Source organism: Microbacterium sp. NPDC056569, assembly GCF_042793475.1.
Classification (GTDB): Bacteria; Actinomycetota; Actinomycetes; order Actinomycetales; family Microbacteriaceae; genus Microbacterium.
In genome coordinates this window covers 29,843-42,868 of the sequence record NZ_JBHTUV010000003.1, presented here as the reverse complement: position 1 = coordinate 42,868, position 13,026 = coordinate 29,843, and the positions used below count along the sequence as shown (strand labels likewise).

General features: G+C 71.4%; 12 protein-coding genes. 6 read left to right on the top strand and 6 right to left on the bottom strand.

The genetic code is table 11. The features are described from left to right. The gene (locus ACFQ7C_RS04505; RefSeq protein ID WP_378898325.1) at window positions 1-2,193 is read right to left on the bottom strand and encodes an APC family permease; all 2,193 of its coding nucleotides are present in this window, start codon (window positions 2,191-2,193) and stop codon (window positions 1-3) included. Window positions 2,194-2,288: 95 nt separating this feature from the next. Here ACFQ7C_RS04505 and ACFQ7C_RS04500 point away from each other — a divergent pair, with 95 nt between their 5' ends. The 3 genes from ACFQ7C_RS04500 to ACFQ7C_RS04490 all read left to right on the top strand — a co-directional run bounded on the left by ACFQ7C_RS04500 (window position 2,289) and on the right by ACFQ7C_RS04490 (window position 4,722). Continuing rightward, window positions 2,289-3,389 (top strand): VanZ family protein, encoded by a 1,101-nt coding sequence (locus ACFQ7C_RS04500; RefSeq protein ID WP_378898324.1) that lies wholly within the window; start codon window positions 2,289-2,291, stop codon window positions 3,387-3,389. A gap of 122 nt (window positions 3,390-3,511) precedes the next feature. Continuing rightward, complete coding sequence (locus ACFQ7C_RS04495; RefSeq protein ID WP_378898323.1) at window positions 3,512-4,246, top strand: hemerythrin domain-containing protein; 735 nt, start codon at window positions 3,512-3,514, stop codon at window positions 4,244-4,246. A 5-nt stretch (window positions 4,247-4,251) separates the two neighbouring features. Beyond that, complete coding sequence (locus ACFQ7C_RS04490; protein WP_378898322.1) at window positions 4,252-4,722, top strand: SRPBCC family protein; 471 nt, start codon at window positions 4,252-4,254, stop codon at window positions 4,720-4,722. A 72-nt stretch (window positions 4,723-4,794) separates the two neighbouring features. On the opposite strand, the gene ACFQ7C_RS04485 is transcribed toward ACFQ7C_RS04490, so the two are convergent. The 3 genes from ACFQ7C_RS04485 to ACFQ7C_RS04475 form a co-directional block, all read right to left on the bottom strand. Continuing rightward, window positions 4,795-6,021, bottom strand: a complete 1,227-nt coding sequence (locus ACFQ7C_RS04485) for an amidohydrolase (protein WP_378898321.1) — start codon at window positions 6,019-6,021, stop codon at window positions 4,795-4,797. A gap of 168 nt (window positions 6,022-6,189) precedes the next feature. Continuing rightward, window positions 6,190-7,209, bottom strand: a complete 1,020-nt coding sequence (locus ACFQ7C_RS04480; protein ID WP_378898320.1) for a LacI family DNA-binding transcriptional regulator — start codon at window positions 7,207-7,209, stop codon at window positions 6,190-6,192. A gap of 65 nt (window positions 7,210-7,274) precedes the next feature. Continuing rightward, window positions 7,275-8,957: an alpha-amylase family glycosyl hydrolase gene (locus ACFQ7C_RS04475; RefSeq protein ID WP_378898319.1), complete on the bottom strand. Its 1,683-nt coding sequence runs from the start codon at window positions 8,955-8,957 to the stop codon at window positions 7,275-7,277. Window positions 8,958-9,031: 74 nt separating this feature from the next. Here ACFQ7C_RS04475 and ACFQ7C_RS04470 point away from each other — a divergent pair, with 74 nt between their 5' ends. Beyond that, entirely contained in the window at window positions 9,032-9,550 is a 519-nt protein-coding gene (locus tag ACFQ7C_RS04470) for an adenine phosphoribosyltransferase (protein WP_378898318.1), read from the top strand. 10 nt (window positions 9,551-9,560) lie between these two features. On the opposite strand, the gene ACFQ7C_RS04465 is transcribed toward ACFQ7C_RS04470, so the two are convergent. Beyond that, window positions 9,561-10,160 carry a pyridoxamine 5'-phosphate oxidase family protein gene (locus ACFQ7C_RS04465; RefSeq protein WP_378898317.1) on the bottom strand — a complete coding sequence of 200 codons (600 nt, stop codon included), beginning with the start codon at window positions 10,158-10,160 and terminating at the stop codon, window positions 9,561-9,563. Window positions 10,161-10,292: 132 nt separating this feature from the next. Further along, on the bottom strand, window positions 10,293-10,913 hold the full coding sequence (locus ACFQ7C_RS04460) for a hypothetical protein (protein ID WP_378898316.1): 621 nt from the start codon (window positions 10,911-10,913) through the stop codon (window positions 10,293-10,295). A 224-nt stretch (window positions 10,914-11,137) separates the two neighbouring features. On the opposite strand from ACFQ7C_RS04460, the gene ACFQ7C_RS04455 reads away from it, so the two are divergent. Together ACFQ7C_RS04455 and ACFQ7C_RS04450 are read left to right on the top strand one after the other, a co-directional pair. Next, window positions 11,138-12,334, top strand: a complete 1,197-nt coding sequence (locus tag ACFQ7C_RS04455; RefSeq protein ID WP_378898315.1) for a sensor histidine kinase — start codon at window positions 11,138-11,140, stop codon at window positions 12,332-12,334. Beyond that, complete coding sequence (locus ACFQ7C_RS04450) at window positions 12,331-13,011, top strand: response regulator (protein WP_378898314.1); 681 nt, start codon at window positions 12,331-12,333, stop codon at window positions 13,009-13,011. Before ACFQ7C_RS04455 ends, ACFQ7C_RS04450 begins: the two co-directional genes overlap by 4 nt. Window positions 13,012-13,026: the final 15 nt, after the last annotated feature.

The window sequence follows — 13,026 nt, the reverse complement described above, 5'->3', positions numbered from 1 at the left end:
TCAGCTGTCGGTCTGCCCAGACCACCCCTTCTCGTCGAGACCACCCGGTTCAGAGCGCCCACCGCGGGTGGACTCGGCGAGAACGGGCGGATTGGACGAGGAAGAGGGCGCGGGCGGACCCGCCGGCCGGATGGCGCGCCGGCCGACACGATGCACCTCGGGGGCGGTGGCGCGTCCGGCGCGGTCATCGCCGGGGAGCGCGCGCGAGCGGCGACCGTAGATGAGCTCGGAGGAATCCAGAAGCCAGGGCACGAGCGTGATCGAGACGCCGTGCACGAGCATGAGCTGCTGCGCGATGCGGCGCGCGCGCCGGTTGTGCAGGATCGACTCCCACCAATGGCCGACGATGTACTGCGGCAGGTAGACGGTGACCACCGACGACCCGTGCTCCTCGCGGTACTTCCTGACGAACTCGGCGATCGGGCTCGCATACATGCGGTACGGCGACTCGATGATCTTGAGCGGGATCGGCATCCGGTGCTCCCGCCATTCGGCCTCTAGGGCGGCTGCATCCTCCTTGGTCACCGAGACGTGCACCGCGAAGGTCTTGTCATGCTTGGCGGCGAGGGCGTAGTCGACGGCCTTCACGACAGGCTTCTGCAGCTTGTTGACGAGGATGAGGGCGACATCGCCCGTCGAGCCGAAGTGGATGTGGTCGTCCATCGCGATCTCGTGGTCGACGTCGCGGTAGTACCGGTGCACGCCCACCATGAGGAACGACAGGACCGGGATCGCCAGGAAGACGAGCCACGCGCCGTGCGTGAACTTCGTGATCGTCACGATGATGAGCACGGATGCCGTCATCGTGGCGCCGAGCGAATTGATCACGAGTCCCTTCCGCAGCCCGAACAGCTCGCTGCGGGCGGAGGCGCTGTGGCGCGCCTCGGCAGGGAGTTCTCGGATGCCGCGGATTCCCCGCAGCCAATGCCGGATCATGCCGATCTGGCCGATCGTGAACGAGACGAACACGCCGATGATGTACAGCTGGATCAGATTCGTGAGGTTCGCCTGGTACACGATCAGCACGCCGATGGCGACGAGTCCCAGGATGATCATGCCGTTGGAGTACACGAGGCGGTCCCCGCGGGTGTTGAGCGCCTTCGGCGCGTAGCCGTCGCGCGCGAGCACCGACCCGAGCAGCGGGAACCCGTTGAACGCCGTATTGGCGGCGAGCAGCAGCACCACCGCGGTCGCCGCCTGGATGATGAAGAACGGGATCGAGTTCATGCCGAACACGGCCGACGACACCTGGGCCATGAGGCTCGGCTGCGGGTGGGAGCAGTCGAAGCCGATGAGGTCGCAGGGGTTCTCGGCGTAGTGGACGCCGGAGACGAGTGCGATCGCCGTGAGTCCCGCGAAGAGGACGATCGCGATCCCGCCCATCATGGCGAGGGTGGACTGGGCGTTGCGCACCTTCGGCTGGCGGAACGCCTGCACGCCGTTCGAGACGGCCTCGACGCCCGTGAGCGCGGAACACCCGCTCGAGAACGCGCGCAGCACCAGCAGGATGACCGCGGCCTGAGTGAGGCTCTGCGTCTCGACCCCGTACTGCGCGCTGGAGGCGACCGGCGGGTTGCCCGTCACGATCTGGAACAGGCCGACGACGATCATCACTCCGACCGACCCGATGAAGATGTAGGTGGGGATCGCGAAGGCGCTCGACGCCTCGCGCACACCGCGCAGGTTGACGACGACGATGAGGATGACGAAACCCACCGCGAGCTCGACGCGCCACGGGTTGAGCGCCGGCAGCGCCGAGATGATGTTGTCGACGCCGGACGCGACCGAAACGGCCACGGTGAGCACGTAGTCGACGAGGAGTGCGGACGCCACGATCACCCCGGGGATCTCGCCGAGGTTCTTGCGCGCGACCTCGTAGTCGCCGCCGCCCGACGGATACGCCTTGATGAGCTGGCGGTAGCTGATGACCACGACGGTCAAGAGCACGATGACCGCGGCGGCGACCCACGGAGCGAACGCGAGGAAGGCAAGGCCACCGGTCAGCAGGATGAGCAGCAGCTCCTGCGGGGCGTACGCGACCGACGACAGCGCGTCGGAGGCGAAGATCGGCAGCGCCCTCTTCTTCGGAAGCAGGTGCTCGTCCGAGTCGGTCGACGCGAGCGGATCGCCGAGGATCAGGCGCTTGGCGATGGGCGCCTCATCCACCGACTGCTCGCGGCTTTCGTTCGTCACGGCCGGTAACGCTACTCGCGAGGAGAGCGTGAGGACGCATCCAGGCCACCATCCTCACGGAATCCATACGGGTGCCGCTCTGGGACACTCGTACCGTGGACGAGCAGATCATCCTGGGTGTGCTCGCGATCACCCTCGGGCTGGTCGTGGGGGTGCTGCTCTTCGTCCCCTTCGTGGCGCTCAGCTACCGTCGGCGCGGTGGGTTCGGCGTCGGCCGATTCGTGCTCTGGGGCGCCGCGCTCGTCTATGTGATGGCGATCTGGACGTACACGCTCCTGCCCCTGCCCGACCCCGACACGATCACGTGCGCGGGGGTGAACATCGACGTGACCGCGATCGCCGACGACGTCCGCGGCGCCATCGTGCGCCGGGGCGGCGCTGCCGCGACCGACCCCGCCGTGCTGCAGCTGCTGCTGAACGTCCTGCTGTTCGTGCCGCTCGGCTTCTTCCTCCGCGTGCTCGGAGGCCGCGGCGTGGTCACGGCCCTCGTCGTGGGTGCCGCCCTGTCGGGCTTCGTCGAGGTCACGCAGCTCACCGGCGTGTGGGGCCTCTACCCCTGCGCCTACCGCGTGTTCGACGTCGACGATCTGCTCACCAACACCCTGGGCGCGGTGCTCGGCTCGCTGCTCGCGCTCGCCGTGCCGCGGCGCTACCGCGGGTCGCCGCGCCTGGCCGACGCCGACCGGCCGCAGCCGGTCACCCGCGGCCGGCGCCTGCTCGGAATGCTCTGCGACGCGCTCGCCGCCTGGGTGCTCAGCCTCACCGTCGTGGTGGCGGTGCAGCTCGTGCTGTACCTGCTCGGCGCGGAGGCGGCGGTGCGCGACGGGTCGGCGGCGAGCCTCGTCGGCTCGGGCGTGCCGATCGTCGTCTGGCTCGTCGTCACGCTCGGCACCGGCGGCACGGTCGGCGACCACGCCGTGCAGCTCCGCTTCACCGGTGGGCCGCTCCCGGTCGGGCTCGCGCGCTTCCTCCGCTTCATCACGGGCATCGGCGGCTACCTCGTGCTGAACGCGCTCCCCGGCGCCTGGACCTTCGTGGCCTCGGTGTTCGCGGCGGTGTCGATCCTGCTGGTGTTCACGACCGACGGGTGCCGCGGCCTCCCCGGCCTCGCCTCGGGCCAGCGTCTCACCGACGCGCGGGAACTGGAGGAACCGGATGCTGCGCCCCCGGGCTCGGCCTCGGCCCCCGGTCGCTGAGCCCGGCGCCGCGCGGCGACGCGGACAGGCACTGCGGTGGCCCACGGCCCGGGAGTAGAATCCGGCTGATCACCGCCTGGGGCCGTCGCCGTTCGACGCGCTGCGGAGATCGGGGGTGCGATATGGCGACCAGACTGCCTTCGTCGGGATCCATGCCGGAAGGGCAGCAGCCGGGCTGCGACACGTCGGGGCTGATCCTCGTGCACAGGATCTTCCGCTGGCTGTACCGCGAGCTGCCCGAGCTCGTCCGCGGGGTTCCCCCGGGCGACGTCGCACGCGCCGCGGTCGTCGGCCGGTACGCGCATCTCGACTTCTACGCGCTGCACATGCATCACCACACCGAAGACGTCGCACTGTGGGACAAGCTGGTCGCGCGCGATCCCGGATGCGCGCTGCACGTCGACCAGATGCGGGCGCAGCATGCGGAGGTCGCCTCCCACCTCGCCAGGATCGAGCCGCAGCTCGACCCCTGGCTCGCCACTGCGGACCCCGCCCTCCGTGATGCGTTCGCCGGCGACATCGAGCATCTGCGCGACACCCTCGACGTGCATCTCGGGCAGGAGGAGGACGACATCCTGCCGGTGGCCGGTGCGGTCCTGTCCCAGCAGGAGTGGGACTGGATGGAGGAGCACACCCGCGCGGAGCTCATGGCCCACCGCAAGGAGCTGGGCAAGGACATCATGGCGCTCCAGCTCGGCCTGCTGCTCGCGAGCGTGCCCGAGGGCGAGCGCGACGAATGGTTGCGCGCGAACGTCCCCGCCCCGATCCGGCTGCTGTACCTGCTGCTCATGAAGCGGCAGTACGACAGGGCGATGCGCGAGCTCTACCCGGACCGCCCCGTGCCGGCGATGGGGTGACGGGCATGTGGCGACAAGTGACGCTCGACGTCCACCTCGACCATCCGCCCGCCCGCGTCTTCCCGTACTTCGCCGACCCCGGAACCTGGCCCGCGTGGGCGCCCGCGGTCGAGGTGAGGGAGCGCATCGGCGACGGCCCCACGATCGTGGGCAGCCGGTGGGCCGCCGTCGACCGCATCATCGGTCCGTTCCGCGTTCGGTTCTGGGACGAGCTGGAAGTCGTCGAGCCCGACCAGCGCGTCGTCTGGCATTCGACCTCGCCGTGGAACTCGCGGGTGGAGTACGCGTGCTCCGCCGAGGGCGGCGGGACGCGTGTGCACGCCGACTACGGCGGCGACGTCGCGGGGTGGCTGCGCCTGGTCGCCCTGCTGCCGACGTTCGTGCTCGCGCGGATCCTGATGCGGGACTTCGTCGGCCTCCAGCGACTGCTCGACGCCGAAGACGCCCGGGCGGGAGCGATCACCGAACCCCGCTGAACCCGTCTGAGCCCCGCCCACCGAGGACGCCGGGCGGGACGGATGCTGCGGCCCGCAGCATCCGTCTGCCGACTACTGCGTCGACTGGGCGAGGAACTCGCGCGCAGCGACCACGAGCGCCTCGACGCCGCGGCTCAGCGTGGGCTGCAGCACGGGAGCGAAGAACGGTGAGTGGTTGGTCGGGATATCGCGCTCGACCGTGCCGGCGGCGGTCGCCTCGGCGAACGCGGTCGGGTCGACCCCGCCCCAGAACCAGAAGACCAGCGGCACGCCGGCCTCACGGGCGAACCACGAGACGTCCTCGCTGCCGGTGAACATGCCGGGGTCGATGACGGTGCCCTCGCCGAACGCCGCGTCGAAGGCGAGGACGAGGCGAGCCGTCGCGTGCACGTCGTTGATCGTCGGCGGAAGCGTGTGGTCGGTGACGATGACCGGGGGCTCCTCGGCGCCCGAGGCCTGCGCCTCGGCGCGCACGATGCGCTCGACCTTCTCGAGCACGCGGGCGCGGGCCTCGTCGTCGGGGTAGCGCAGGCTCAGCTCGAGTTTCGCCTCGGCCGGGATGATGTTGTTCTTGAGGCCGGCGTGGATCGAGCCGACGGTCACGACCGCGACGTCGCGGGGGTCGACCTCGCGCGACACGATCGTCTGCAGGCGCATGACGGTGGCCGCGGCCATGACGACCGGGTCGATCGTCGCCTGCGGACGCGAGCCGTGGCCGCCGCGGCCCAGCAGGGTGACGGTGATGCCGTCGGACGCCGCCATCTGGGTGCCGCTTCGCACCCCGATGGTTCCCGCGGGGAGCGGGGTGACGTGCTGGCCGAGCACGATGTCGGGCTTCGGGAACCGGTCGAGCACGCCGTCGGCGATCATCGCCTGCGAGCCGGCACCGTACTCCTCGGCGGGCTGGAAGACGGCGACGATGGTGCCGGCCCACTCGTCCTTCGTCGCGACCAGGCGCTCGAGGGCGCCGAGGAGCGCGGTCACATGCATGTCATGCCCGCACGCGTGCATGACCGGAACCTCGTTGCCCGCCGGGTCGGTGCCGCGCGCCGTGCTCGCGTACTCGAGCCCCGTCTGCTCGGGCACCGGCAACGCGTCCATGTCGGCGCGCAGCCAGACGACCGGACCCTCGCCGTTGCGGATCACGCCGGCGACGCCGGTCTTGCCGATCCCCTCCTCGAACTCGATGCCGAGGCCGGTGAGGTGCTGCGCGATCACCCCCGCCGTGCGCGTCTCCTGGAAGGACAGCTCCGGATGCCGGTGCAGATCGACGTAGATCGCTTCGAGGTCGAGGGTCATGCGGTCGAGCCTAACCGGCCTGCGATCTCAGCTCCCCTGTCACGATGTGCCGCCGTGGGCAGGCCTTCGTGACAGGTGAGCAGAACGCGGGACACAGCTCCCCTGTCGCGTTGTGTCTGGGCGGGCGGCGGTACGTGACAGGTGAGCAGGACGGGAGAGGGAAGCGGATTACTGGGGGAGGCGGGCGGTGGAGCCCCTCACGATGAGCTCGAAGGGCAGCTCACCGGGCCGATGGACCGGCGTCTCCGCATCCGTGGATTCCAGCGCCTCGAGGATGGCGTCGGCGGCGCGCTCGCCCTGGCCGAGAGGGAACTGGTCGACCGTGGTGAGGCGGAAGAACTCGCCCAGCTCGTGACCGTCGATGCCGATGACCGAGAGGTCTTCGGGGACCCGGTAGCCGAGCTCGCGCGCGGCGAGGAGCGCCCCGATCGCCATCTCGTCGGACGCCGCGAAGATCGCGGTCGGCCGGCTGCCGGGCTTGCCCAGCAGCTGCTTCGCGGCGCGGAACCCGCCCTCGATCGTGAAGTCGGCGGGCTCGAACAGCGACGGACTGACCTCGATGCCGGCGTCGGCCAGCGCCTGCTCGAACCCCTGCCGGCGCTGCGTGGGGATGTGGAAGTCGATGTCGAACTCGGGACTCGCGCCGATGTGCGCGATCCGGCGGTGGCCGAGAGCGAGCAGGTGCTCGGTGGCCAGCCGTGCGACCGCGACGTCGTCGACAGTGAGGGTGGTGAGCAGCGGATTGGGGCCGCCGATCGCGATCACCGGCAGGTCGAGCTCGACGAGCCGCTCGGTCTCCTCCTGGCCGAGCTCGAGCGAGATCGCGATGACGCCGTCCACGCGCTGGCGCCGCAGGAACGTGTCGAAGACGTCGTGGCGCTCGCCGCGGTCGGCGGTGAGGCTGTACAGGGTGATGTCGTAGCCGCGGCGCATCAGCGCCGACGCGATGCCGCTCAGCACAGTGGAGAAGAACCAGCGATCGAGGAACGGCACCAGCACGCCGATGTTGCGGGTCCGCCCGGACGCGAGGCTCGAGGCCGAGGCCGACACGACGTAGCCGAGGCTCTTGGCGGCCTCCTCGACCTTCGCCTTCGCCCCCGCCGAGACGTGGCCGCGCCCGCTCAGCGCGCGCGAGACGGTCGCGGTCGAGACGCCCGCCGCGCGGGCGACCTCGTCGATGCTGACCACGTCGTCACCGCTCTCTCTGGGTAGGAGGGCCCGGGCGCGTCGCGGCGCCAGACCCCTGCCGGGTGTCAGGCCGTCTCGAGCCAGACCGTCGTGTCGCCCGGGAGCTCCCCGTCGATGACCGGACCGCTCGACGCGATCACGATACCGCTCGGAAGCGCGATCGGCGTGGAACCCGTGTTCGCGATGACGGTGACATTCCCGTTGCGGAATGCGACAGCATCCGTTCCGTATCCGTCGATCCATTCCAGCGAACCCGCACCGAGCGCCCGTTCCCGGCGCGCCGCGAGGAGCGCGCGGTACAGCTCGAGCGTCGAGCCCTCGACGCCGGACTGCGCGTCGCGGGCGAGCGTGGCCCACTCTGCGGGCTGGGGCAGCCACGAGGCACCGGTGTCGTTGAAGCCGTAGGCCGGGGCATCCGCGTTCCACGGGATCGGCACGCGGCAGCCGTCGCGGCCGTAGCGCTCGCCGTTCGTGCGGAACCACGTCGGATCCTGACGGGCCTCGCCCGGGATGTCGATGACCTCGGGCAGGCCGAGCTCCTCGCCCTGGTAGAGGTAAGCGGAGCCCGGGAGGGCGAGCATGAGCGTCGTGGCCGCCCGGGCGCGAGCGAGTCCGACCTCGCGGATCGGCTGACCGGGGGAGTCCGGGCCGATGCCGTGACCCTGCGGGTTCTCGGCCGTGAGCGCGAGACGCGACGCGTGGCGCACGACGTCGTGGTTCGAGAGGACCCACGTCGAGGGCGCGCCGACGCCCGGGAACGCGTCGAGCGACACGTCGATGACCGCGCGGAGGTCGGCGGCGTTCCACTTCGTCTCGAGGTACGGGAAGTTGAACGCCTGGTGCATCTCGTCGTGGCGCACCCACTCGGCCGTGCGCGCCGCGGTGGGCAGCCACGCCTCGGCGGCGAGGGCGCGGTCGCCCCGGTACTCCTCGAGGATCTTGCGCCAGTCGCGGTACACCTCGTGCACGGCGTCCTGACCCCAGTACGGGACGTTCTCCGCCTCGCCGCCCATCGAGCCGGCCTCGGGGTCCGGAATGTAGTCCGGGAGCCCTTCGGCCTTCACCAGGCCGTGGGCGACGTCGACGCGGAAGCCGTCCACGCCGCGGTCGAGCCAGAAGCGCAGGATGCGACGGAACTCCTCGCGCACCTCCTCGTTCGACCAGTCGAAGTCGGGCTGCGACGAGTCGAAGAGGTGCAGGTACCACTGACCGGGCTCGCCGTCGGCCTCGACGACGCGCGTCCATGCCGGTCCGCCGAAGACGGACTCCCAGTTGTTCGGGGGCAGTTCGCCGCTGCGGCCCTTGCCGTCGCGGAACATGTAGCGCGCGCGCTCGGCGCTGTGCGGCGCCGCGGCGAGGGCCTGCTGGAACCACTCGTGCTGGTCGGACGAGTGGTTCGGGACGAGATCGACGATGACACGGATGCTGCGCTCATGCGCGGCGGCCAGCATGTCGTCGAAGTCGGCCAGGGTGCCGAAGAGCGGGTCGACATCGCAGTAGTCGCTGACGTCGTAGCCGGCGTCCTTCTGGGGCGAGCGCTGGAACGGGCTCAGCCAGATCGCGTCGATGCCGAGGTGCGCGAGGTCGTCGAGGTGCGACGTGATGCCCGGGAGGTCGCCGATGCCGTCGCCCGACGCGTCCGCGAAGGAGCGGGGGTAGATCTGGTAGATGACGGCGGTACGCCACCACTCGCCGCCGACGGTGGTGAGGAACGCGTCCGTGCGCTCGATGGTCTCTGCGGAGGTCATCCGGCCAGTGTACTGCAAGCGCTTACACTCCCTCGTAACGAATGACGCACAGGGGCCGGGCGTAGGGTTGGCGGGTGCTCTCCGAAGCCCTCACGCGCGCCGAATCCCTCATCCGCACGATCCCCGACTACCCCGAACCGGGCGTGCTGTTCCGCGACATCACGCCTCTGCTGGCGGATGCCTCGGCCCTCCGCACCGTCATCCACGCGATGATCGCCCCGTTCGAGGGGTCGTTCGACGTCGTCGCCGGGGTCGAGGCGCGCGGGTTCCTGCTGGCCGGCGCCGTCGCGATGGAGGCCGGCGTGGGTCTGGTGCCGATCCGCAAGGCGGGCAAGCTGCCTGTGCCCGCAGCATCCGTCACCTACTCGCTCGAGTACGGCACCGCCACGATCGAGGCGCACGACGACATCGCCCGGGGCACCCGCGTGCTGCTGGTCGACGACGTGCTCGCCACCGGCGGCACGCTCGTCGCGGCGCACGAGCTCGTCGAGACGCTGGGCGGTGCGGTGGTGGGCACCGCGGTGCTGATGGAGCTGACCGCGCTCGGCGGCCGCGAGGTCGTCGGCGACGTTCACACGGTCTTCACCGCCTGACGTCGCGGCATCAGCGATCCGGTCCCCCCTCGGGCACGACGGGGTTGGCGCCGGTGCGCGGCGTGAAATGCGGGATGGGCGCCGGGCGCTCGGCGCGGGGCTGCCGCGGCGGCTCGGGCGTCGCCGGGAGCGTCGCGTCGCCCTCGAACGCCATCAGGGGGTCCTTGCGGCCCGCATGCTGGGGGAAGCGCCGGCCCGTCACGGTGTTCGCCAAGACCTTGATCACGAAGAACTTTGCGGTCGGGCTCCACGAGACGAGCCGGCGGATCCCGCTGTCGCGGATCTCGTCGTCGTGGGTGACCCGTTCGGCACGGCCGCGGATCACGACGCTCCAGTAGTGGTCGTCGTCCGTCGCGCCGTCGACCTCGAACGCCACCATCGGGTGCTGAGCGATATGGAGCAGCTTCGCGTCGCGGGCCGTGCGGATGTACAGGGCGCCCTCGTGGGCGACGTAGTTGACCGGGAAGATGTCGGGGGCGCCGTCGGCGTTGTCGACCGCGAGCCGGCCGAGCTCGGCTGTCTGCAGGTACTCCCAGCACGCCGAAGCGGGAAGCCGCTCCACCTTCGCCGGCGGGTCTGCACTCGGGGCATCACTCGGGGAATCGTTCATCGCGCACCACTGTCCGTCCTTCCGGTCTACCGCAGAGCGGCGGAGAAGAGAAGGGGGTCGCGGTCCGCGCGGGGCGCGGCGGAAGGCCGAGGCGTCCGCCCCGGCCCTCCGCCCCACCCACTCGCGCTACGTTCAGCGGCCCGCGCGACGGCGGGCGCGGGACTGCGCCCCACCCGCGAGCAGGACGACGCCGAGTGCCGACACGAACAGGCCCGCGGGCACGCCGCCGCCCATCTGCGAGAAGAACAGCAGGAACACCTGCACGAGCGGCAGAGGCAGCACGAGCCACAGGCTCATCTGCTGTGCGCGCACGAGCGAGACGGTGAGGCCGACCACACCGATGAGCCACAGTGCGTTGGCGGCCATCGCGACGATCGGGAAGAACTCCAGGTCGATCCCGTTCGCCGCGCTCGTGACTGTTCCGAGCGTCAGGAGCACCGTGCCGGTCGCGGCGACGAACGCGCCCCAGCTCGAGCGCGCGTACCGGGCGAGGCCCAGGAAGAGCACGGCGAACGCCCACAGGCTCAGCGTGAACATCACGAGGATGAGCCGCGTGCGCGGGTCGATCGCGGGGTCCTCGTCCTGCGGGAACAGGAACTGCAGCGTGCCGACGGCGATCGACAGGATGCCGGCGGTCAGCGCGGCGGCGCCCGCGAGACGGCTGCTCACCCGGCCGATGAGGCGGCCGTCGCGGGGATAGGTGTTCGGAGCGACCGAGGAGGTCGCGGGGACGGGTGTGGTGACGGCAGCCATGGCCGGCCTTTCTGTCGAGTCGTTGCGCAGCCCGGGGTTCCGGTGCGACGAGACGAAGCTATTGACGGCGCCCACGGGCCGGCATCGCCCGCAGGTCGCCCGTGCGCACGCCGTCCGGCGCGATCCCCTGGCGACGCGCGGTCGTCGCCGGCTCGACTCTCGTCGGCGCGGATGTCGACCTTCGTCGCTACGGCTGCGGCTGCGTGCGCCCCTAGCATCGGAGCGTGATCATCCAGCCCGCGCCTGCGCCGGTGCCCTCTCCCTCGGCGACGCGCGCCGCGGGCGTCGCGGCGGGGTGGCGCGCCTGGACCTCCCCGCTGGATCTCGCCATCGCCGGGGCGATCGCCGTCTGGGCGGTGCTCGAGGCGCTCCTGGTGCCCTCGGCCCACCCGCTCGCGCAGCTGGGCTTCGCGTTCGCGATCTCGCTGCCGCTCGCTGTGCGCCGCCGGCTCCCCGCGACGGTGATGCTGGTCGTCGCCGGTGCCCTCGTGCTGCACGCGGCGCTGGCCGGACCCGACGCCACGTTCAACCCCTTCCCGAGCCTGCTGGTGGCGACGTTCACCGTCGCCGAGCGGATCCGGCCGTGGCCGCTCGCGGCTCTGCTGGGGCTGGTGCCGATCGCCGCAATGCTGACCGCGCACCTCCTCGGCTACTTCGGGGCCGTGGGCATCGAGACGGCCGGCACCCTGTTCCTGGTCTTCTTCGTCGGTTCGACGTGGGCCGCCGGACGCATCGTGCGCCATCGCGCGCTGTCGCTGCAGAGCACCCGCGACAGCTCGGAGCAGCGCGCCGCCGAGGCCGCAGCATCCGAGCGCCGTCGCATCGCCCGCGAACTGCACGACATCGTCGCCCACTCGCTGTCGATCGTGGCGCTGCAGGCCGCGGCCGCCGAGCAGTTCGTCGAGCGCGATCCTGTCCGTGCGCGCACACACCTGCAGCTCACCCGGAAGACCGCGCAGGGCGCGCTCGACGAGATGCGGCACCTGCTCGAGGTGCTCCGCGAGGACGAGGCCTCGTACGCCCCGCAGCCCGGTCTGTCCGCCCTCCCAGACCTCATCGCCGAGACGGAGGCGGCCGGTCATCGCTGCACCGTGGCGGTGGATGCTGCGACCGCCGGCCTCGCCGACGGTCCGGCGCTCGCCGTCTACCGCATCGTGCAGGAGTCGCTGACGAACGTGCGCAAGCACGCCCCGCGCGCTGACGTCGCGGTGTCGGTGGGCTCCTCGGGGCGCGAGCTCGAGGTGCGGGTGGAGAACGGCCCCGCGCGGACGGCCGCTCCGGTCGCGGCGCGGGGAAGCGGTCGCGGGATCCCGGGCATGCGCGAGCGCGCGCGTCTCTACGGCGGCGCGCTCGAGTCCGGGCCGACGCCGCAGGGAGGCTGGCTCGTGCGGGCGACGATCCCGGTGGGGGAGTCGTCGTGAGCGTCGGCGAAACCGGGCCGGCCGCGATTCGCGTGCTCGTCGCGGACGACCACGCGCTCGTGCGATCCGGCATCAGGGGCCTTCTCGAGGCGGCCGACCTCGACGTCGTCGGCGAGGCGGCGAACGGGCAGGAAGCCGTCGCCGCAGTGCGCGCGCTCGCGCCCGACATCGTGCTGATGGACATCCGGATGCCCGGCATGGACGGCATCGAGGCGACCGGCGTGATCGCGGCCGAGCCCGGCGCGCCGCGTGTGCTCGTGCTCACGACCTTCGACCTCGACGAGTACGTCTACCGCGCGCTGGCTGCGGGGGCGTCGGGCTTCCTGCTGAAGGATGCGCCGCCCGAGCGGCTCGTCGACGCCGTGCGCACGGTCGCAGCCGGTGAGGCGCTGCTCGCACCGGGCGTCACGCGTCGCCTCATCGAGCGCTACCTCGGCGCTCCGCCGCCCGACGCGCGGCCGCCCGCCGACCTGACGCCCCGCGAGCAGGAGATCTGGCTGAGCATCGCGCGCGGGCGCTCGAACCTCGAGATCGGGCAGGAGCTCTACCTCAGCGAGGCGACGGTCAAGGCCCACGTCACACGGCTGCTGGCGAAGCTCGGCGTGCGCGACCGCGTGCAGGCGGTCGTCGCGGCCTACGAGACCGGCCTCGTGAGACCGGGGGACGCGGGCGACTGAGTCCGCTCACGCGAC